A 22191-nucleotide genomic window follows, 5' to 3' on the forward strand; every position below is an offset into this window, starting at 1 on the left:
AAGCGGTTTTTGGAGATCCTTATGGACGCGCTTAATCGCTCCGGCTGCCCGATCAATCTCACCCTGGAAATCCTGGGTGACCGCTGGAGCCTGATCATCATCAGGGACATCATGTTCGGTAATCGCCGGCATTTTCGCGAGCTCTTGCAGAACTCGGAGGAGGGTATTGCCTCCAATATTCTTGCCGACCGGCTGAAGCGGTTGGTCGAGCGTGGGCTTTTGACCCGCGACGACGATCCGACCCACAAGCAGAAAGCCGTCTACAGCCTCACCGAAATGGCGATCGACCTCGTGCCGCTCTTTGCCCACATGGGCGCTTGGGGCCGCAAGCATCTGCCGGTCTCGGAAGAACTTTCGATCCGCGCAGAATTACTGGAAGACGGCGGGCCGAAGCTCTGGGAGGATTTCATGGACGAGCTGAGGGCGAAGCATCTGGGCAAGCAGTTGCCGCCGGATACGCCCTCGGTGCTCGGTCGGCTGACCCAAGCCTATCTGGATGTGGTGGAGCGGAAGAGGAGCGCCTAATCAGCTCTTCCGGAACACGAAGCTTGCCGTCCATCCCGTAATCAGCGCCAGAAGCACCGAAAACGCGCCGTAAGTAATCGGCCGCTCATGCGCGGCATCAGTGATGGTTTGTTCGATGCCAGTTTTGATGACGCGCAGCGGCAGGGATCTTTCGGTGACGAATTTGCCGCTCTTGAAAAGGTAGGCGCGCACTGTATGCACGCCGTTCGGCACGTCGGCCGGAAGCCTGAGTGTCGCCCGGAACAGGCTGGAACTGACGAAGCGCACGCCGGCCGGATCGCTTTCGTAGAGGCCGCGGACCCTCTGCAGCCGCCGGAAGGCCTCTCGGAATTCCGGCACATCGGCGCCGCTGCCGACGAAACCGACCGGCGTCAACTGAATATGGTCCATGCCGATGCCGCGGTCGTTCAGCTCGAGCGGTGCGGTAATGTAGTCGACGGCACGTGTGCTCGACAGCGAATAGGCCTGCGGCACATGCTCGAAGGTCATCGAGCGGGTGTTGACCCAGATGCCGAAGACACGTTCCTTTTTGCGCACGGTGGCATTTTGGCGCGGTCCCTCCAGCACGACAACGACGTCGTACTGGCCGATCGCCAGAAGCAGTTGGTCGGTATTGGAAAGTGCGCCGAAGATCGTCAGGTCGGCGCCGGCGAAATCGGAGGTGATGGCGATCTCGCTGGTCGAGGTGCCGATCTCCATCGTCTCGCGCGCCGTTGTGGACGTGGTCGGCTGATCCAACAGCACCTGCGCCTCGGCGCTCAATGGAGCAAGCAGAAGACTGGCCGTGAGAAGCAGGCTCACATGTCTCATCGGCCCGCTCCTTCGAGCACGATGGAATAGATGTCAGCCGGCGTGACCACCAGTGCGACCGCGAGGCGCAGGCCGACGGCAAGCACCAGGAGGCCAAGCAGGGCGCGAAGTTGTTCGCCGCGCAGCTTCTGGCCGACCCGAACGCCATATTGCGCGCCGATGACGCCCGCCACCATCAGCAAAAACGCCAGCACGATATCGACGGAATAGTTGGTTGCCGCCTGGATGACCGTTGTGTAGGCGGTGACGAAGATGATCTGGAACAGCGAAGTGCCGACAACGACATTGGTCGGGATGCGAAGGAGATAGATCATAGCCGGCACCATGATAAAGCCGCCGCCGACACCCATGACCGATGTCAGGATGCCGATGCCGAAGCCGAGGCCGAACACAGGAATGACGCTCAGATAGATCTTCGATTTCTTGAAGCGCATCTTCAGCGGCAGCCGGTGCACCCAACTGTGATGGCCTGGCTTGCGCGGCGCGGCTGGCTCATTGCGGGCGGCGCGGCGCATCGCACTCAGGCTCTCCCATAGCATCAACCCGCCGATCGTGCCGAGAAAGATGACGTAGAGCAGTGAGATGAAGAGATCGAGCTGACCGATGCGCCTGAGCAGCGAGAAGATCCAGATACCGATGGTGGCACCGATAAGGCCGCCGATCGTCAGCACCGCTCCGAGCTTCATATCCAGCGTGCCGCGACGGAAATGCGTAATGGCGCCCGAGATCGACGAGGCAACAACCTGATTGGCGCCGGTGGCAACAGCGACGACAGGCGGGATATTGTAGAAGATCAGGAGGGGCGTGATCAGAAAGCCGCCGCCGACGCCGAACATGCCGGAGAGAAACCCGACGGCTGCGCCCATGCCGAGAATAATGAAGATATTCACCGACAGTTCTGCGATCGGCAGATAGATCGTCACGGTATGATCCCAGTTGCGGGTATCCGAACGCAAACGACCGGATACCCGTGAACAATTTCCCCTTTAAACAGACGATTCTAATCTGAAATGATTGCCAGAGCCTTAGGAAAAAGCATGGCGCCTTTCAGCTATCGGCGTCTTCATTCCAATCTAACGCGGTATTTTCCGCGATTGTGTGACGATTTTTGTCGCATAGCAAAGCTGGAGCGAGGCCGGAGCTTGCCGTTAGTGGAGGCGATCAAACATGCCAACGGCTTGATCATGCCATCGGCGGCAGCCGAGGGAAGGCATAAAAAGAAAACGGGCCTTCGGCCGCGAGACGCGGTTCGAGATCGCGCATCGCATCGGCAGCCGGTTCGAGGGCCTCATCCCGATCGGAAATGAAACCTCGGCTTATTTGTTGCGGGCAAGAAGTTCCTTGACGACCCGATCGGTCACCCGGCCGTCCTGCGGCAGGCCAACCGATTTCTGGAAGCTCTTCAGCGCAGCGACGGTCTTCTCGCCCATATTGCCATCCGGCGTACCGGCGTCGAAGCCGTTGTTGTTGAGGATCGCCTGGATGTTGCGGATCGCTTTCTTCATGTCGATCGAAGCGGTATTGACGCCTTTGCCAGTCGTCCATTCCTCGGGGATGGTGGTGCCGTTCGCCTTGGCGTCCAGCGGCTGTACCTTCCAGAGATCGACCTTGGCGCGGGCACTCTCGAGCTCATCTTGCTTCATGGCGTTCGCTACTTCGTCGCGCTTCTGCGCGGCGTCCTTGTCGCCGCCCTTGGCGGCGATCGCGAACCATTTGTAGGACTCCTGCAGGTCCTGCTTCACGCCGTTGCCGCGCGCATAAAGGATGGCGAGGTTGAACTGGCTGTCGGACACGCCGAGATTGGCCGCCTTGATGAACCAGTTCGCCGCCGTCGGATAGTCCTGCGAACCGGCCGCACCGGAAGCGTAGAGAACAGCGAGGTTGTGCATGGCGCTGGCGTTGCCCTGATTGGCGGACTGCTCGTAATATTCTTTGGCCTTGGCGAGATCGCGGTCGAGGCCATTGCCCTTCTCGTACATGCTGGCGAGCCGGTACTGAGCCGGTGCGAACCCCTTGTCGGCGGAAAGCTGATACCAGCTTGCTGCCTGCTTGAGGTCGGCGGTGACGCCGCGGCCGTCCGTGTAGCGCGCACCGATTTCGAACAGAGCGACGGGGTCGCCGGACTTGGCGGCGGCAACGAGCGTCGGCGGCTGAATGCCGTCCGGCACGGTGAACGCGACGGCCGGCGCCGATGCCGGCGTGGCAGCGGGTGCCGCAGTTGTCGTGGTATTGGCGGGTACGAAGGCGGCCGTTTGCTGAACGGGCGCGGCGCTGCCGGTTGGCGTCAGCGTTTCGCTGGCCTGATTGCCGTCAAGGGGTGCCGCGGTCGTCAGATGATCGTTCGTCGGCGCGACAGCCGGATTGGCGGGCGCGGGAGAGGGTTGCGCAGCTTCCCCCGTATCGGCGATCGAGGCTTCTGTCGTCGCTGCCTGGCTGGCTGGCGCATTCGTTGCCGCCTGAACCTTCGGTGCCGGCGTCTGGGCTGCATTGGCGGCGGTGCCGCTTGTCGCGGCACTGTCGGCGGCCGAGCTCAGCACTGAGATTTCGGCCGGCGGTGGCGCCTTCTGGCCCCGTGTCAGCGTATTGACCAGGGGAAAGGCCATGATTGCGAGCAGAGCTGCGCCGACAGCGAGCAGAATCGGCCGGCGGAAGCGCAAGAATGCGCCGCGTTTTTTCTCACCGTTCTTGGCCGCAGGAGTCGAGCGCTGCGTCTGGTCCACTTCCATCGCGGCCGCCTGTGCGGCTCGCCGCGCGGCCGCGATATAGTCGGCGCGCTCGTTTTCGTTCGGCTGTTTGACCGTGCCGTTGCGCGCGGCATTCTGGCTAGCGCGCACACGCTCCAGGATCTTCTTGATATCCGGTGCCCCGGAACCCGGCTCGAGCAGCTCATTCGCCTCCTCGGCAGGCATCAAGTCGACTGGATCGATCGACGGCGCCTGCTCGATGACAGGCCGATCGGGCAGGAAAATCGGTTCGGCCTTCTCGGGCATGAAGAAACGTCTGCCGAGGCTGGCGAGCAGGCTGGTCTTCGCCCCATCCTTCTTCGCTGCGGCCTTGATCTCCGCCTTGGTGACGGCATCGACCGCCTGCGCGACGGCGGCTTCCGGCGATGCCGCGGATTCGGCGGGCGCGACGGTGCGAATGATCGGCCCGGCCTTGTGCGGCGCGGCCAAAGGCGGTTTCACCGGCGACGTGTCGGCAGGAGCGAAAACATCGCTCTCGAACTTGGCGGCAGGCATGGTGGGCGCCGTTTGGCGATGTTCCATATGGTCCAGCCGGTCGGCGATCTGCAGCAGCGTGTCGTGCAAGGCCTCGAACGTGCGGTGGGTTCGCTCGTCGCTGCTGCGGCTGAGGTCTTCGAGGTGGCGAAGATCTTCGGCAAGGGCGGTCATTGCCGACATATCGGCGGCAGGCACACCATGACCAAGCACGCCTTCGCGCGAGTAGGCTTCGACGACGGCTTCCGCCGCGTGCCGGGCCGCTTCGATGATATACTCGTCATTGGTCGCCATGTAATCTTCGATCGCGCTCATGCGACGGTCGAGATCGGCGGGAATGTGGTCGGCGGCCGCCCGCGGCTCGCTCATCAGCAGTGTCGAGAGATGAGCGATCTGTTCTTCGAGATGGCGCAGCGCCTGCGTGTCGGACGGCGGTGCGGCAGTGCTCGCCTCCAGCCGCGCGGCGATATCGGAAAGTCGGCCCTCCAGCCGGCGGACCGCACCATCATCGATGTTTGCGACCGGATGCGGCGGATGGAAATCCATCTCGTCGATGCGCCGCGCCAGATAGTCCAGCCGTTCGGTGAGCACCTGGTCGACCGAGCCGTGTTCGAGCGCATCGATCTTGCGGGAAATATCGGCGAGGTGACTGACAAGTTCCGGCTGCGGTGCGGCCTTCTGCGAGCGTTCCATCAGATAGGAAAGCTGATCAAGGCGCTCTTCCAGACGGGCGGCGGCCTTGGCATTGCCTAGTTCGTCGATGCGCATAGTCAGCGCTTCAAGGCGTCCGGAAAGATCGTCTGCCGGCTGGCGCCGGGCCGCGTCGCGGCTCATCATGTCGATCTGGTCGGCAAGGCCGCTGATGCGGCCTTCGAGCCGCTGCATGGCCTGATCCTGCGGCTGAATCATGCCGCCGAGGCTTTCCATGGCGCTGGCGATCGACAGCAGCTTGTTTTCCAGCGCATGCACGGTGGGGCTGTCGCTCATGCTGCCCAGATGCTGCTTGATATCGTCGAGGCGATAGGCAAGCGACACCAGCTCATCCTGGAGACCAGCCGTGTCGATCGCCTGGACCTGACGTTCGACATGGTGCAGCGAATCCTCGCGGGCGAGCCCATCCATCAACGAGCGCAGTTCTTCGAACTCGGCCTTCAAGCCGGCCGTTTCCGGCTGGCCGGGATGACCGGCGAGCTGGCTGATGCTGTCGGCGAGCCGCGCCATGTCTTCGCGCACATCGGCGGCGAAATGCTTGTCCTCGGCGTTGCTGCGGATGTCGCGAATCTCGGCCCGCAATGCATTGACTTCGCGGGTAACGCTCTCGGCGATGTCGCGCTTCAGGTCGTGCCGCAGGTTGACCAGAGCCTGAGCGATATCGACGGAACTTTCAGCGGCTGGACGCAGTGCGGAAGGCAGTGGTTGCCGTGAAGCCGGATTTTCGCCAATGCGCCTGCCAAGTGGCGGCTGCTCGGCACGTGGGGTTTCCTCCCGGCGAGCGTGCAGGCGCTCGCGGCTCGCCTCGAGTACGCGTTGGCGCTGGCGGATTTCGGCGAGCGGGTCAGGACGCAGATCGGTTTCCGCACGTTCGGTCCGCAGCGGACGTTCATAAGGGCGTACGGCATAGGCTTCGCGCTCGGTGCGCCCTGTGCGTTCCGAAAGTGGAGTGCGTTCCGGAAGTGGAGTGCGTTCCGGAAGTGGAGCGCGTTCTGGGACCGGTGCACGTTCTGGCACCGCGGCATAGCCGTTTGCCACACGCTGGTGCGTTTCCCGGGCAGCAGCCGTGCCCATCAGGCCTTCGATGCGTGCCTCCAACCCTTCGATAGTGCGGCTCAACGCATCCAGCGACGTCCAGTCGCCCGTGCCGGTAGGATTTGATCGCGATCCGCTCATCTTTTTGCTCGCTTCGACATATGGGCCACTCAAAGCCACCTTGCTGTGGGAAGGCGGCTTCGCGGCATTCGCGCGCAGACCGCATCCCACCGTTCGGAAAGGGATAGATTATTAGGCTTTCCTCAGGCTGAACCGCGAAACTGCGCTCCATCAAAGCTAAGAAATGAAAGAAACGCGAAGCATCGCTGCTCATCCCGCACAATTCACGAAACGTGGTAAACAACCCGTTAAGTTTTGCGGAAATCTTAACCTTTTATTTTGGTCTTGCTATTGAATATGTTCATATTCTTATTGATCTGACCGACGCAGCGCCGTCGACGGGAGCGCATTGAACACTGGCCATTCCTCCCTGTTTTGCCAGGATTTGGTGGATAGAATTGCAAACCGCTTAAATTGAGGGGCGTTATGTTTTTCTCAACTGAGTTGTGAAATCCTGAAGTGACCTGAATATGGTCGGGAGTTGAGTTCGTGCCGCCATCCATCGCCCGTGAATCGGATCGGACGCATCACGTTCTGGCGCTTGATGGATGGCGTGGGCTAGCGGTCATCGTGGTGCTGATGGGCCATTTTGGCGCCGACCGATATCTGCCGGGCTTCAGCTCTTTCGGCGTCGATCTGTTCTTCGTTCTGTCAGGGCGCTTGATGGCGGAGATTTTGTTCGTCAAGCAGATGCCGCTCCCGATGTTCTTTGCCAGACGGTTTGCGCGCGTTTATCCGACGTTGTTTGTCTTCGTATTGATCACTGGTCTGGCGTTTCATGGCACGGTTGGTGAATATGGCTTAAAGGTCGCTGCTTTTGCGCTGACGTTCACTTTGAACTATGCCTTCGTCTATGGTCTCCCTTTTTCCCTGCTTGATCATATCTGGTCTCTCTGTGTCGAGGAGCACAGTTATATTCTCCTGGCTCTCATCGCCTTCGCCACCCGTTCGCGAAGCAAATTCATCACCTCGGGCCTCATTCTTGCGGCGGGATTGTTGGCCTTGATCAACGGTGTGGTTCGGCTCGATATGTCGGAGGGAGTCCCCAGTCAGGTGATGTGGCGCACCGATGTCGCCATGGCCGGGATATTCATCTCCGCAGCTCTCTTCATTGTTCTCAGGCCGTGGCGGCATCGGGATAGTTGGACATGGATCGCGCCATGCGCCTTGGCGAGCGCGGTCTTGGCGCGGATGTTCGGCCTCGACGCTGCAGCCTTTTTCGGCGCCAAGACGATCCTTCTCGCGGTAGCGGTCATCGGAATCGAATATTCCGCACCATGGTTCCGCAGGAATTTCGAAGGCAATGCACTCCGCTTTTTCGGGCTGTGCTCCTTCTCGATCTATTTGTGGCAGGAACCTTTTTATAAGCTGATGGGCTTGGGTGTCGTGCCGCCCGTTTTCCTGCTCATACTGGGGATCACCTGTGGCATAGCAAGTTATTACCTCATCGAGCGGCCCCTGCGCGCAACGCTCAATGCCATGTTCAGCCGTCAGGCTGTCGGGCAAACTCTGCCTGGGTAATCGGCGAGCGCGGAAGCGGCGCGGCCGGTTAACGGCGGGTGTCCGTAAGACCGACAGTCATCTTTCGGCAGGCCAGCAGCCATAGGGCTGCGGATCTCCGCCGCCAGCCATTATCATTTCCATTGCTCGCAAGGTCGGTCGCTCTACCTAAAAATCCGTTTCGTCACGCAAATTTGACGTTTACGCAAACGTCAATATTTTGTAAGACTGGATCAAAGGCCGGAATGCGAGTCCGGCAGCGAATTGGAGGAATTCGAGAGATGCCAGTCTACAAGGCCCCGGTGAACGATACGCTTTTCGTCCTGAACGATGTGCTCGGGCTGGAACGCTACAGCAATCTGCCGGGTTTCGCCGAGGCGAGCCCTGATATGATCGAAGCGATCCTTGGCGAGGCGGCCAAGTTGGCGGAAGAGGTGCTTTTTCCGCTCAATCATTCAGGCGATCAGGAAGGCTGCCTGCGTCACGACGACGGCACCGTCACGACGCCGAAGGGTTTCAAGGACGGCTATCGGGCCTATCGCGAAGGCGGTTGGCTGGGCCTGGCGGTGCCGGAGGAATTCGGCGGGCAGGGGCTGCCTTATACGCTGCATTGCGCCGTCGGCGAATATACCTCCGCCGCCAATATGTCGTTAATGATGTATCCCGGCCTGACGCAAGGCGCCATCGCCGCGATCTTCGTCCATGGCTCTGAAGCGCAGAAGCGGACCTATCTGCCGAAGATGGTCGATGGCACATGGTCCGGCACCATGAACCTCACCGAACCGCATTGCGGCACCGATCTCGGCCTGTTGCGCACCAAGGCCGTTCCACAGGCCGATGGCAGCTACAGGATTTCCGGCCAAAAAATATTTATCTCCGCCGGCGAACACGACATGGCGGACAATATCGTCCATCTCGTCCTTGCCCGCGTCGAAGGTGCACCTGATGGTACCAAGGGCCTCTCGCTGTTCATCGTGCCCAAGTTCCTCGTCAAGGACGATGGTTCCCTCGGTTCGCGCAACGCCGTTTCCTGCGGCGCGATCGAACACAAGATGGGCATCCACGGCAGTGCCACCTGCGTCATGAACTACGACGAGGCCACGGGCTTCCTCATCGCTGCCGAGAACAAGGGCCTCGCCGCCATGTTCGTGATGATGAACGAGGCGCGTCTGGCGGTCGGTCTGCAGGGTCTGGCCATCGCCGAGATCGCCTATCAGAATGCCGTCGCCTATGCCCGCGAACGCATCCAGGGTCGCTCGCTTTCCGGCCCGAAGGCGCCGGACAGGCAAGCCGATCCCATTATCGTTCATCCCGATATCCGCCGCTCGCTGATGACCATCCGCGCCTTCAACGAGGCCGGCCGTGCCTTCCTGCTCTGGACGGCGCTGCAGTCCGATGTCGCCCATCGCTCGGCCGACGAGAAGGAACGGCAGACGGCGGACGACATCCTCGGTCTGGTGACGCCGATCCTCAAGGGCGTTATGAGCGACAAGGGCTTCGAGCATGCGGTCATGGCGCAGCAGGTCTTCGGCGGTCACGGCTATATCGAAGAACACGGCATGAGCCAGTATGTCCGCGATGCGCGCATCACCATGATCTACGAAGGCGCCAACGGTATCCAGGCGCTCGATCTCGTTGGCCGCAAGCTGGCGCAGAACGGCGGTCGCGCCGTCATGGCCTTGTTCAAGGAAATCGGCGACTTTTGTGAGAAACATCGCAACGATGAGCAAATGGCCTTCTTCACCAAGCATTTGAAGAAGGGCTTGAACGATGTGCAGGCCGCGACCATGTGGTTTATGCAGAACGCCATGGCCAAGCCCGACAATGCCGGCGCCGGCTCGACGGACTACATGCACCTCTTCGGCCTCGTCGTTCTCGGGTATATGTGGGCGAAGATGGCGAAGGCGGCGCAGGCAGCTCTCGCCAGCGGCGACAGCGCGCGCGAGGATTATCTGAAGAACAAGCTCGTCACGGCACGGTTCTATATGGAGCGCATCATGCCGGAAACGGCGCTGCGCAAGGCCCGCATCGAAACTGGCGCGGATACGATGATGGAATTGGCGGCGGAAGCCTTTTGATCAGGGCGGCTTGCCGCCGCAGGGAGATGAGACATGACCGAGGTTTTCATTTACGACCATGTGCGCACGCCGCGCGGGCGTGGCAAGAAGGACGGCGCGCTGCATGAGGTGCCGTCCGTCCGCCTCGCTGCCAAGACGCTGGAGGCAATCCGCGACCGCAACGGCCTCGATACGAAGACGGTCGACGACATCATCATGGGCTGTGTCGATCCGGTGATGGATGCCGGCGCGGTCATCCCGAAGGCCGCAGCCTTCGAAGCGGGTTATTCGACCACAGCGCCCGGCATGCAGATCTCCCGCTTCTGCGCCTCCGGCCTCGATGCGGTGAATTTCGGCGCGGCCAAGATCGCACAGGGCGCCGACGATATCGTCATCGCTGGCGGCGTCGAAAGCATGTCGCGCGTCGGCCTCGGCATGTCCGGCGGCGCCTGGTTCATGGACCCTTCGGTGAACTTCCCGGCCTATTTCATGCCACAGGGCGTCTCGGCCGATCTGATTGCCACCAAATACGGCTTCTCCCGTGTCGATGTCGACGTCTATGCTGTCGAGAGCCAGAAGCGGGCAGCCAACGCCTGGGACAAGGGCTATTTCAGTAAGTCCGTCATTCCGGTGAAGGATGTGAACGGCCTGACGATCCTTGCCAAGGATGAGCATATGCGCCCCAGCACCGATATGCAGACGCTGGCCTCGCTCAATCCGTCCTTCCAGATGCCGGGAGAGATGGGCGGCTTCGAGGCCGTCGGCATTCAGGCGCATCCGGAAGTCGAGCGCATCAACTATGTGCACCATGCCGGCAATTCCTCGGGGATCGTCGATGGCGCCGCCGCCGTGCTGCTCGGCTCGAAAGCCGGCGGTGAGAGCATGGGGCTGAAGCCGCGCGGCCGCATCAAGGCTTTCGCCAATATCGGTTCCGATCCGGCCCTCATGCTGACCGGCCCGGTCGACGTTACCGAAAAGCTGTTGAAGCGCACCGGCATGACGCTGGCCGACATCGATCTATTTGAGCTCAACGAGGCCTTTGCCGCCGTCGTGCTGCGCTACATGCAGGCTTTCGATATTGCGCACGACAAGATCAACGTTAACGGCGGTGCCATTGCCATGGGCCATCCGCTCGGCGCCACCGGCGCGATGATCCTCGGCACGGTGCTGGACGAACTGGAGCGTCGCGATCTCAACACGGCGCTGGTAACACTCTGCATCGGCGCCGGCATGGGCACGGCCACGATCGTCGAACGCGTCTGAGGGGAGGGGAAACCAATGGCTTACACCAATTTCACCATCGAGACCGACGCGGACGGCATCGCACTCGTCACCTGGGACATGCCCGGCAAATCGATGAACGTCTTCACCGTCGAGGTGATGGACGAGCTGAACGCCATCATCGACGCAACCGTTGCCGACAAGGCAATTAAAGGCGTGGTCATCACCTCGGGCAAATCCTCCTTCTCCGGCGGCGCCGATCTGTCGATGATCAAATCGATGTTCTCCTTCTATCAGGATGAGAAGGCGAAGGACCCGGCGACGGCCGCGCAAAAGCTCTTCGATCTCGTCGGCCGCATGACCGGCCTGTTCCGCAAGCTCGAGACCTGCGGCAAGCCCTGGGTCTCCGCCATCAACGGCACCTGCATGGGCGGCGCGTTTGAGATGTCGCTCGCTTGCCACGGCCGTGTCGCCTCGGGCGCGAAAAGCGTCAAGATCGCCTTGCCCGAGGTCAAGGTCGGCATCTTCCCCGGCGCCGGCGGTACGCAGCGCGTATCGCGGCTGACCGATGCGCAATCGGCCCTGCAGATGATGACGACAGGCCAGTCGCTGACGGCTGCGCGCGCCAAGGCAATGAACCTGGTGCATCAGGTCGTCGAGCCGGATCAGTTGATCCCGGCCGCCAAGCAAATGATCGAGGATGGATTGAAGCCCGTCGCACCTTGGGACGAAAGGGGCTTCAAGGTGCCCGGCGGCGGCATCTGGATGCCGGCTGCCGCGCAGCTCTGGCCGGCAGCACCGGCTATCCTTCGCCGCGAGACCTCGGGCAATTATCCGGCAGCACTCGCCATCCTCAAATGTGTTTATGAAGGCCTGCAGGTACCTTTCGACACCGGCCTCAAAATCGAGCAGCGCTATTTCACGCAGGTGTTGCAAACGACCGAAGCCTATTCGATGATCCGCTCACTGTTCGTCTCCATGCAGGAGCTCGGCAAGGGTGCTCGTCGCCCGGCCGGACAGCCGAAGACCGAGCTGAAGAAAGTCGGTGTCGTCGGCGCCGGCTTCATGGGCGCCTCTATCGCCTATGTCACCGCAGCTGCAGGCATCCCCGTCACGCTCATCGATCGCGACATCGAAGCCGCGACCAAGGGCAAGACGGTTTCGGAAGGTCTGGTTAAGGATTCCATCGGTAAGGGGCGGTTTACACAGGAGGAAGGTGCGGCACTGCTTTCCCGCATCACGCCTTCGGCCGATTACGCCGATCTGAAGGATGCCGATCTCGTCATCGAGGCCGTGTTCGAAGATCGCGATGTCAAGAAGGCCGTCATCGAGGCCGTTGAAGCCGTGCTGCCCGCGGGCGCCGTCTTTGCCTCCAACACGTCGACCCTGCCGATATCTGGCCTTGCGAAGCATTCCAAGCGCCGGGCCGATTTCATCGGCATCCATTTCTTCTCGCCGGTCGAGAAGATGATGCTGACTGAAGTCATTCTCGGCAAGGAAACGGGCGACCGCGCCCTTGCTGTCGCGCTCGATTACATCGCTGCCATCAAGAAGACGCCGATCGTCGTCAACGACACCCGCGGTTTCTTCGTCAATCGCTGCGTGCTCCGCTATATGTCGGAGGCCTATGACATGCTGATCGAGGGTGTGCCAGCCGCGATGATCGAGAACGCCGCGAAGATGGCCGGCATGCCGGTCGGGCCGTTGGCGCTGAACGACGAAGTCGCCATCGACCTGTCGTTGAAGATCCTTAAGGCTGCCGTCGCCGATCTCGGCGACAAGGCTGTTGATGGCAGACATATGGAACTGATCACACGTCTCGTCGAAGGCGAAGGCCGCTTCGGCCGCAAGAACTCCAAGGGCTTTTACGACTATCCGCCGAAACCGGCCAAGAAGTCGCTTTGGCCGGGCTTGAAGGATCTGTATCCGCAGAAGAAGGCCGGTGAGATCGACGTCAACATCCTGAAGCAGCGCTTCCTCGTCACCATCGCGCTGGAAGCCGCCCGCACCATGGAAGAGGGCATCGTCACCGATCCGCGCGAAGCCGATGTCGGCTCCATCCTCGGTTTCGGCTTCGCCCCCTACACGGGCGGCGCGCTCTCCTACATCGACGGCATGGGCGTCAAATCCTTCGTGAATCTCTGCGAAACGTTGGCCAGAGCTTACGGTCCGCATTTCAATCCGACAGCTTTGCTGAAGGACATGGCAGCGAAGGGCGAGACGTTTTATGGGCGGTTTGACCCGTATGGCGTGAAGACGGCGGCATAACCAGCCTTCTCTACGCGAGAGCACACCGGACAACTCTGCGAAATAATGGGCCGCTCCTGTCGGGGGCGGCCCTTTTCATTCGTCCTCTGCTCAGTTCCATCAAATAGAGGAGACGAACGATGGCCGAAATTATCGGAAACCGAGAAGAAGCTGACGCCATCTTTGCCATGCTTGTGGCTTGGGCGACGGCGATCGGAGAAAAGAACGCCGCCGGCGTGTTGTCGCACATGACCGACGATATCGTGGAATTCACCCTGGCGCCGCCGCTGCAATATAAAGGCAAGGATCAGCCCGGCCTGCAGGGCTGGTTCGATACCTGGCAGGGGCCGATCGAAGGCGATGTCGAAGACCAGAAGCTGACGATCGGCGGGGAAGTCGCCTTCTGGAGTGGCCTGACGCATATGGTGGGCACCAAAACTGACGGCAACAAGGTCGACCTCTGGTTCCGCCAGACGGTTGGCCTCAGAAAGGAAGCCGGTGTCTGGAAGATTGCCCACGATCACACATCGGTCCCCTTCGCCATGGACGGCAGCGGTTTAGCGGAATTGGGGCTGAGGCCACAATTGTAGGCTCCCGCCGACACTGCGACTTTTTCCCGTCCTGCCCTCAACGCCATCACGCCGCTGCCGACTAAGACTAGAATCGCGGCCGCATAGATGTCAGTCGTTGCCGTGAACCCGATCGCTTTCGACAGGAAGCCAGCCAAAATGGCGGGCAAGCTGAAGGCGAGATAGCTTTGGATGTAAAAGGCCGAGAGCAGACCGGCGCGTTCGTCGGGCTTGGCCAATGGCATGATGCTGTGCACGGCGCCCAGGAAATTGGCGCCGAAGCCGGCACCCGCGATCAGCGTGCCGGCGATAAGGATCGGCACCTCGGCTAAATGCACGCCGGCGACCACGGCGAGAATGCCCAGCGTCATGGTCGATATGCCGAAGGTCAGCGTGATTACCGCAGGTTTTTTGCGCAGCAAAAACACCGATGCAGCGCCGCTGATCGTCAGCGCGGCAACGACCGAGCCGCCAACGAGGGGCGCAGTGCTGCCCGTCGTGGCGCTGATCAAGGACGGAACCAGCGAAAGATAGAAGCCGCCGAGCGCCCAGACCGCGACATTGATCGGCGTCAGCGCCAGCAGCGTCCGGCGGACCTGCGGCGGAATAGCCACCTCTGGCTTCAGCGAGGCGATGAGGCCAGCCCTGCGACGGGTCGTTTCGGGCGTCGCCCAAATCACGGTGGCCTGTACGACGAGAAGGATAAGCACGACCGCGTAGACGAGAAATGTCGGCGCCGGCGCAAATTGCACCAGAGCGCTGGTGCCAAGCGCGCCAACCGCCATGCCGATAAGCGGCGCGATACTGTTGGTCACCGACCCCTTGGCAGGATCGAGATCGACGAGCGCGGCACCGATCGAGGCTGCAGCGGCGCCCGTGGCGAAGCCTTGCACGATACGTGCGGCAATTAGCCAATTCGGGCCGTCGGCCGTTAAAAACAGCGCCATCGCCACCATATTGAGGAGGAGCGAAGTAAAGATCACCGGCCGGCGTCCGAGGTGATCGGAGATCGAACCGACGATCAGGAGCGAGATGAGGAGAGCGAAGGCATAGACGGCGAAGATCAGCGTGATCAGCACCGGCGAGAAGGCGAAGACCTGCTGGTAGATTCGGTAGAGCGGCGTCGGCGCGGAAGAGGCAGCAAAGAAAGTGGCGCTGGTGACGGCGTGAAAGAGCGGCGCCAGCCGGCGGCCAGGCGGCTGCGGCGAATTGGCGGTGGATTCGATCGTGGTCATCGACTACATCCTGGCTTAAAGCTAAAATATTGCGTTAAGCACATGTAATGCGCTGTGCGGCTAAAAGCAAATAATTTGCGTTAATGAGACGCCGCCGTGTTTGATACGATAACGACAACAAAGGGAAAGATTGGCATAGGATTATGGTTTCAAAGGAAAATCCTCGCCCTGGTGGGCGTAGCGCCAGGGTTCAGGCTGCCGTGCATCAGGCGGTTCGTGACATGTTGGCCAGGATGAACCGCGCTGATGTGACCATCCCGCTCATCGCGCAGCGCGCCAATGTGACGCCATCGACGATCTATCGCCGCTGGGGTGACCTGCAGGAGCTTTTGGCCGACGTGGCGGCGTCGCGCCTACAGCCGGAAACGGAGCCGCCCAAAACCGGTAGCGCCAGGACCGACCTGCAGGCCTGGGCCGAGCAATATGCCGACGAAATGTCCTCCGGCGCCGGCCGGCAAATGATCCGCGATGTTCTGGCAGTATCCGACTCCGCAAATGCGGAGAAATGCTGCATCTATACGCAGCAACAATTGCGCGTCATCGTCGCCCGGGCGGAAGAGCGGGGCGAGGCATTCCCAACGCTCACCGAACTGATGGACTACGTTGTTTCGCCGATCATGTACCGCATCCTCTTCGACCAGGTGCCTAGCAGCGACTATGTTCGCGGCCTGATCTCTCGCGTGATGCCGGAGAGTGCCGATTAGTTTCAGTATGCGCACTTAAAAGATGCCAGAAAGGCAATTCCCCGGATATGAGCGCCTGAGCGGGGCTTTAGGCCAATTTGCTGTTGAAAAATAAGGAAAAAGATGGTGCTAATCATCCCTAGTGAATTCAACGGCAACGCGAAGGGGACTGGTCAATGCTTAATGAATTCAAGGCTTTCATTGCTCGTGGCAATGTCATGGATCTCGCGGTCGGCGTGATCATCGGCGGCGCGTTCGGCGGTATCGTCAAGTCGCTGGTTGAAGATATCATCATGCCGATCGTCGGTGCGATTTTCGGTGGTTTTGACTTTTCGAATCATTTCCTGCCCCTGTCGTCTGCTGTCAACGCGCCGACGCTGGCCGGCGCCCGTGCGCAGGGCGCGGTTTTCGCCTATGGCAATTTCATCACCGTCCTCATCAATTTCCTCATCCTTGCCTGGATCATATTCCTGATGGTCAAGGGCGTGAACGCGTTGCAAAAGCAGGTCGCGCGTAAGGAAGAAAAGGCCGCCGAAGCCGCACCGCCGCCGGCCGATGTCCAGTTGCTCACCGAAATCCGCGATCTCCTAGCCAGGCGCCCCGCGGCCTGAAGCACCTTTTCGCAATTCCTGATTTCAAGCCTCGGCTGATCAACGGCCGAGGCCCCATTCATCACGAAAATCGATTGGTCGCTAAGGCAAAGTCATAGGATTTGGCCAGTGTTCTGCTTTATGAAGCAGAAAACCGGAGACCTTTCATGTCGATATTGAACAGCCTTAGCCCGCGTGCGCTTGCCGCGCCCGAAAGCGGGATCGTGGAAGTCGTGAATTATGCCCGTGGCCGCGAGGGCCTGCTGCCGCTGTGGGTCGGCGAGGGCGATCTGCCGACGCCGGATTTTATCAATCGCGCCGCCATGGCCTCGCTCAACGCCGGCGAAACTTTCTATACCTGGCAGCGCGGCATTCCGGAGTTGCGCCAAGCACTTGCCGATTATTATGGCCGGCACTTCGGCACCTCCTTGCCGATGGAGCATTTTTATGTCGTCGGCTCCGGCATGCAGGCGATCCAGCTTTCCGTGCAGGCGATCACCTCACCCGGTGATGAGATGGTCTATCTCTCTCCGGCTTGGCCGAATATCGCTGCGGCTCTTGAGATTGCAGGCGCCCGCTCCGTCCCTGTGCCGTTGCAATTCGAGCATGGCAAATGGTCGCTCGATCTCGGGCGCCTGGAGGCGGCGATCACGCCGAAGACGAAGGGTCTCTTCATCAATACCCCATCCAACCCGACGGGCTGGACGGCGACCCACCAGGACCTCCGGGATATTCTCGCGTTGGCGCGCAAGCATGATCTTTGGATCATGGCCGACGAAATCTATGCGCTGTACTATTATGCTGGCGGTCGCGCGCCGAGCTTTCTGGACGTCAAGGAGGCCGACGACAAGATCCTGTTCGTCAATTCCTTCTCGAAGAACTGGTCGATGACTGGCTGGCGCGTCGGCTGGATCGTGGCGCCCGCCGAGCTTGGCCAGGTCATCGAGAACCTGGTGCAATACTCCACCTCCGGTGTAGCGCAGTTCATGCAGAAGGGCGCAGTCGCCGCATTGAACGAAGGTGATGAATTCGTCCGCTCCAACATCGCCAAGGCTGCCCGTTCACGTGACATCCTCTGCGACGCGCTGATCGCTACCAACCGCGTCCACACGCTGAAGCCGGATGGCGCGCTCTATTCGTTCCTGAAGATTGACGGCGTCACCGACAGCCGCAAGGCCGCCCTCGATATTGTCGACAAGACCAGCGTCGGCCTGGCGCCTGGAACGGCCTTCGGCAAGGGCGGTGAACTCTTCATGCGCGCCTGTTTCCTGCGCGATCCTGCGCAGGTGGCGGATGCTGCGGAACGGCTAAGCCGGTACATCTTGAGTTTGTAACGGTCAGGGCTTCCTTGCCGACATATTGACGGAACCCGGCGGTTGCGCCGGGTTTTTCGTCTGTCTGGCCGGGATCGATAAAATCCAACCGATCCTCGAAAACCCCGCCTAACCATAGGAACAATCTTCCTTTCCCGGCAGCCCGCCCGACCCCCGGTTGTAATCAAATGGGTAAGAAAGCGAGCCTCATATGTTCCCTGTACGACTTTGCAGGGGTGTGAAGAATGACAGTGTTGGTAACGGGCGGTGCCGGGTATATCGGCAGTCATATGGTCTGGAAATTGCTGGACGCCGGCGAGGATGTGGTCGTCATCGACCGTCTCTCCACCGGCTTTCGCTGGGCGGTCGCGCCGGCGGCACGCTTCTATCTCGGTGATGTCGCCGATGAAGTATTGCTGCAGAAGATCTTCGCGGAAAACGATATCGACGCCATCATTCATTTCGCCGGTTCCGCCGTCGTGCCGATGTCGATCGAGGATCCGCTCGCTTATTATGACAACAACACCGGTAAAACCCGCGTCCTGACGAGCGCTGCGATCAAGGCCGGCATTCGCCACTTCGTCTTTTCCTCCACCGCCGCCGTCTACGGCCCGCAGCCCTCCAGTGAACCGGTGCGGGAAAGCGCGCCGCTGCGGCCGGAAACACCCTATGGGCAATCCAAGCTGATGTCGGAATTGATGCTGCGCGATGCCGCCGCCGCTTATGATTTCAGCTATGTGGCCCTGCGCTATTTCAACGTCGCCGGCGCCGATCCGAAGGGGCGGGCCGGCCAATCGACCGACGGTGCCACCCATCTTATCAAGGTTGCCTGCGAAGCGGCCCTCGGCCGGCGTCGCCAGGTGGATATCTACGGCACCGACTATCCGACACATGACGGTACCGGCGTGCGCGACTACATCCATGTCTCCGATCTCGTCGAGGCGCATCTGATGGCGCTACAGCATCTGAGAAGCGGCGGCAGGCCGCTTGTCGCCAATTGCGGTTATGGCACGGGCTATTCGGTGCTCGATGTCCTAAACATGGTCACGCGGGTCTATGGTCGCGCTTTCCGGATTCACATGGCTCCGCGACGACCCGGCGACGCCGCCAGCGTCGTCGCCGACGCCAGCCTTGCTCATCGCGAGTTGGGATGGGCGCCGAAATACAACTGCATGGAGACGATCGTGCGCTCGTCGCTGGAGTGGGAAATCCAGCTCGCGCAGAGGTCCGGTTTCGATGCAAGTGGCTTGCATAAGGTGTTCGCAGCACCAAGCATCTGAGATGTCAGCGTCGGAATTACATCGGAATATCTCTATATTTTAATGAAAATTCAAAACTATACGGAACTCATTAGTAATATTTCCCAACAAAAATAACTGAAAATCAAGTTTTTTATGGTTTTATATGCTCGGGGGAAGAAAGCCATGAGGAATTTGCTTTCAGGCTTGCGCCTGCAGAAAGAGAATCCCACATTTTTGGTGGCGCAATACAAAGCGCTGTCGTCGCAGATACCCGTTCTTTATATTCTTTTGATCATCAACGCCCTGGCTGTGGCGATCACGCATATCCGCACGGCGCCGATGTGCTGGCGCTTTATGTGCCGGTCGGCCTGAGCATCCTTTGTATTTTCCGCATCGTCTGGTGGCAGATACACGGCCAGGACTCCATAAGTGCTGATCGGGCCTATAGGGTGATGCATCGAACGATCATCCTCGCCGGCGTGCTGACCTTTGCTTTCGGCGCCTGGGCTGTCGCACTTTATCAATATGGCAATGCTTATCAGCAGGGTCAGATCGCCTATTTCCTTGTCGTGACCGGCATCTCCTGCGTCTTCTGCCTGATGCATCTGCCGGCCGCGGCATTGCTGACGACAGCGATCACCTTTTCCTTCATGGTCGTCACCTTCATGGTCTCCGGCAATTCCGTGTTCGTGGCGACGGCGACCAGCGTCATTTTCCTGACCTTTCCCTTCATTCGCGTCATCAACAGCTATTTCCGGAACTTTGCCGGGCTGGTGCGGCTGACCGAGGAACTTGTCGACAAGCAGACGGAAGCCGAACGGCTGAACCTCATTAACAGCCGCAACGCGCTGCAGGATCAGCTCACAGGCCTTGCTAACCGTCGCAGTTTCTTTCGCGAATTGCAGGATCTGTTGCAGCAACGGCCGGAGGAACCGCCGATCATCGGTCTGGTCGATCTCGATGGCTTCAAGCCGGTTAACGACGTCTTTGGTCACGCTGCGGGTGATCTTGTGTTGAAGCAGACTGCCGAACGTTTTGTGGCCCTGATGGGCGGCAAAGGCACCATTGCGCGCCTTGGCGGCGACGAATTCGGCGTGATTTTTCCACGCGATCTCAGCCGCAATTGTGTCTCCGACATGGCGCAGGCTTTCTGCGCGGCGCTGCGCGAACCCTATGATGTGCCCGGTGGCTCCATCCGTATTTCCGGCTCCTGTGGCATCGTCGTTCCGGAGGGCGGCGGCCATACGGCCGAACAGCTGTATGAAAAGGCGGATTTCGCCCTTTATCAGGTCAAGAGCCGGCGCAGCGGCAGCGTCGAGTTCTTCTCCCATGATCTCGAAGAGATCCTCCAGCAACGGCACCTGATCGAGCTGGAATTGCAGAGTGACAATTTCGCCCGGGAATTGTCGCTGGAATATCAGCCGATTGTCGATCTCGATGATGGCCATGTCGTCGCCTTCGAAGCCTTGGCGCGCTGGAACAGCGCCCGTCTCGGCCGCGTCAGCCCCGATGCCTTCGTGCCCGCCGCCGAGCGCACGGCGGTGATCGGCAAGATGACCCGCATCCTTTTCGCCGAGGCGTTGCAGGCGTTATCGATCATGCCGTTGCCGTTGCGCATGTCTTTCAACCTGTCGGCACGCGATATCTGCGACCATGAGACTTCGATGGCCCTGCTGGCCATGATCCATGCCGCAAAGATCGATCCACGCCGCATCGAATTCGAGATCACGGAAACGGCATTGTTGTCGGATTTCGACACCGCCTATGAGGTCATCGGCCTGTTGCGCGCCGCCGGCATTACCATTGCGCTCGACGATTTCGGCACCGGCTTCTCCAGCCTCAGCCATGTCCACCGGCTGGAATTCGACAAGATCAAGATCGACAAGAGTTTTGTCATGCAGTTCGATCGCGATGTTCGCTGCATGAATATCACCCGCTCGGTTGCCAACCTCTGCCGCAATCTCGGAATTGCTTCGGTCGCCGAAGGCGTCGAGAGCGCCGCCATTGCCGAGGCGCTGCATGCTTTCGGGGTGCGATTGGCGCAGGGCTATCATTTCTCCAGGCCGCTGCGCCTGCACGACGCGCTCGCCTTTGCCGAGGCGAGCGAGTCTGGCGTCGAAGCACGGCGCATGGCCAACGCCTAGATGCTTTAGGCTGGCGCGCGCCCAAGAAAGGCCGGCGCGTTGCGGCGTACCGCATCAACCAGAAAATCGATGACGGTGCGCACGCGCGGCGATTGCCGGAGGTCGCGATGGCAGGTGATCCAGTAGTGGCGCTTCAGGTCGACTTCGTCGGGTAGCACCATCTGCAGATCCGGATGCCGGCTGGCGATGAAGAAGGGCAGCACGCAGAGCCCAAGCCCGTTCTTCGTCGCCGTCAACTGTGCAAAGATGCTGGAACTCTGAAATTGCGGCTTGATGCGCGGATGGATGTCGCCGAGATAATCGAGACCGGGCGCAAAGATCATGTCCTCGATGTAGCCGATGAAGGCATGCTCCGGCAGATCGTCGCGGCTCTCGACCGGCGGGTGAGTAGCGAGGTAATCCCGCGACCCATAGACCTGCAGATGGTAATCAGTCAGTTTCTCGGTGAAATAAGGGCCGGCCTTCGGCGGATCGAGCACGACGACAATATCGGCTTCCTTGCGCGACAGCGACATGATCTGCTGGATCGTCACCAACTCCAGCGAAATGTTCGGATACCGCGCGGTGAACTCCGAAAGCATGGTGGTGAAGAAGAAATTGGAGAAACCTTCCGGCGCGCTGATGCGCACCACGCCGCGCTGCGCGGCTGAGCCAACCGTCAGGTCCGACCTAAGCCGCTCGGTTTCCTGCTCCATGCGCTCGGCCGTATCGACGAAGCGCTGGCCCATGCCCGTCAGCATGTAGCCGCGCGGATTGCGCTCGAAGAGCTTGACCTGAAGCGAAAATTCCAGCCGGTCGATACGGCGCGAGACGGTGGCGTGGCTGGTCCGCAATTGCCGGGCGGCGGTCGAAAGTTGTCCGGTCCGGCCACGGCCAGAAAAAACTGCAGATCGTCCCAGGTGAAATGCGGTGCGCTCTCATGCCTCCCTTTCTGTTCAAAAATGAACAGACACTGTTTGGAATTAGTTGTAA

Annotated in this window: 14 protein-coding genes and 2 pseudogenes; 11 read left to right on the forward strand and 5 right to left on the reverse strand. The window is 60.3% G+C overall.

Going from position 1 to position 22191, the window contains the following annotated elements:
• Positions 1-21: 21 nt before the first annotated feature.
• A complete protein-coding gene (locus tag CCGE525_RS03865) occupies positions 22-525 on the forward strand; it encodes a winged helix-turn-helix transcriptional regulator (RefSeq protein WP_120703132.1) in 504 nt (167 codons plus the stop codon).
• Here CCGE525_RS03865 and CCGE525_RS03870 read toward each other — a convergent pair whose 3' ends face one another.
• The 3 genes from CCGE525_RS03870 to CCGE525_RS03880 all read right to left on the reverse strand — a co-directional run bounded on the left by CCGE525_RS03870 (position 526) and on the right by CCGE525_RS03880 (position 6440).
• Positions 526-1335 carry a TIGR02186 family protein gene (locus CCGE525_RS03870; RefSeq protein ID WP_120703133.1) on the reverse strand — a complete coding sequence of 270 codons (810 nt, stop codon included), beginning with the start codon at positions 1333-1335 and terminating at the stop codon, positions 526-528. It lies immediately after the preceding gene.
• The gene (locus CCGE525_RS03875) at positions 1332-2258 is read right to left on the reverse strand and encodes a sulfite exporter TauE/SafE family protein (RefSeq protein WP_120706235.1); all 927 of its coding nucleotides are present in this window, start codon (positions 2256-2258) and stop codon (positions 1332-1334) included. Before CCGE525_RS03875 ends, CCGE525_RS03870 begins: the two co-directional genes overlap by 4 nt.
• 393 nt (positions 2259-2651) lie before the next feature.
• Positions 2652-6440 carry a peptidoglycan-binding protein gene (locus tag CCGE525_RS03880; protein WP_120706236.1) on the reverse strand — a complete coding sequence of 1263 codons (3789 nt, stop codon included), beginning with the start codon at positions 6438-6440 and terminating at the stop codon, positions 2652-2654.
• A gap of 468 nt (positions 6441-6908) precedes the next feature.
• Between CCGE525_RS03880 and CCGE525_RS03885 the strand changes: the two genes are divergently transcribed.
• From CCGE525_RS03885 to CCGE525_RS03905, 5 genes are all read left to right on the forward strand, one after another.
• A complete protein-coding gene (locus tag CCGE525_RS03885) occupies positions 6909-7940 on the forward strand; it encodes an acyltransferase family protein (RefSeq protein ID WP_245472083.1) in 1032 nt (343 codons plus the stop codon).
• A gap of 260 nt (positions 7941-8200) precedes the next feature.
• Complete coding sequence (locus tag CCGE525_RS03890; RefSeq protein WP_120703134.1) at positions 8201-9997, forward strand: acyl-CoA dehydrogenase C-terminal domain-containing protein; 1797 nt, start codon at positions 8201-8203, stop codon at positions 9995-9997.
• A 33-nt stretch (positions 9998-10030) separates the two neighbouring features.
• Entirely contained in the window at positions 10031-11239 is a 1209-nt protein-coding gene (locus CCGE525_RS03895) for an acetyl-CoA C-acetyltransferase (RefSeq protein ID WP_120703135.1), read from the forward strand.
• A gap of 15 nt (positions 11240-11254) precedes the next feature.
• On the forward strand, positions 11255-13465 hold the full coding sequence (locus CCGE525_RS03900; RefSeq protein ID WP_120703136.1) for a 3-hydroxyacyl-CoA dehydrogenase NAD-binding domain-containing protein: 2211 nt from the start codon (positions 11255-11257) through the stop codon (positions 13463-13465).
• 119 nt (positions 13466-13584) lie between these two features.
• A complete protein-coding gene (locus CCGE525_RS03905; protein WP_120703137.1) occupies positions 13585-14034 on the forward strand; it encodes a YybH family protein in 450 nt (149 codons plus the stop codon).
• Here CCGE525_RS03905 and CCGE525_RS03910 read toward each other — a convergent pair.
• On the reverse strand, positions 13965-15248 hold the full coding sequence (locus CCGE525_RS03910) for an MFS transporter (RefSeq protein WP_120703138.1): 1284 nt from the start codon (positions 15246-15248) through the stop codon (positions 13965-13967). The two genes, CCGE525_RS03905 and CCGE525_RS03910, sit on opposite strands and share 70 nt — an antisense overlap.
• A 143-nt stretch (positions 15249-15391) precedes the next feature.
• Between CCGE525_RS03910 and CCGE525_RS03915 the strand changes: the two genes are divergently transcribed.
• The 5 genes and pseudogenes from CCGE525_RS03915 to CCGE525_RS03935 all read left to right on the forward strand — a co-directional run bounded on the left by CCGE525_RS03915 (position 15392) and on the right by CCGE525_RS03935 (position 21219).
• Positions 15392-15952: a TetR/AcrR family transcriptional regulator gene (locus CCGE525_RS03915; protein WP_120703139.1), complete on the forward strand. Its 561-nt coding sequence runs from the start codon at positions 15392-15394 to the stop codon at positions 15950-15952.
• 155 nt (positions 15953-16107) lie between these two features.
• Positions 16108-16542, forward strand: a complete 435-nt coding sequence (gene mscL, locus CCGE525_RS03920) for a large conductance mechanosensitive channel protein MscL (RefSeq protein ID WP_120703140.1) — start codon at positions 16108-16110, stop codon at positions 16540-16542.
• A 146-nt stretch (positions 16543-16688) separates the two neighbouring features.
• On the forward strand, positions 16689-17855 hold the full coding sequence (locus CCGE525_RS03925) for a pyridoxal phosphate-dependent aminotransferase (protein ID WP_120703141.1): 1167 nt from the start codon (positions 16689-16691) through the stop codon (positions 17853-17855).
• 224 nt (positions 17856-18079) lie between these two features.
• A complete protein-coding gene (galE, locus tag CCGE525_RS03930) occupies positions 18080-19114 on the forward strand; it encodes a UDP-glucose 4-epimerase GalE (RefSeq protein WP_120703142.1) in 1035 nt (344 codons plus the stop codon).
• A gap of 144 nt (positions 19115-19258) precedes the next feature.
• Positions 19259-21219 (forward strand): annotated as a pseudogene (locus CCGE525_RS03935) (putative bifunctional diguanylate cyclase/phosphodiesterase).
• 5 nt (positions 21220-21224) lie between these two features.
• Here the strand turns inward: CCGE525_RS03935 and CCGE525_RS03940 are convergent.
• A pseudogene (locus CCGE525_RS03940) lies at positions 21225-22162 on the reverse strand (LysR family transcriptional regulator).
• Between the last annotated feature and the right edge of the window lie 29 nt (positions 22163-22191).

The organism is Rhizobium jaguaris (assembly GCF_003627755.1).
Taxonomy (GTDB): domain Bacteria; phylum Pseudomonadota; class Alphaproteobacteria; order Rhizobiales; family Rhizobiaceae; genus Rhizobium; species Rhizobium jaguaris.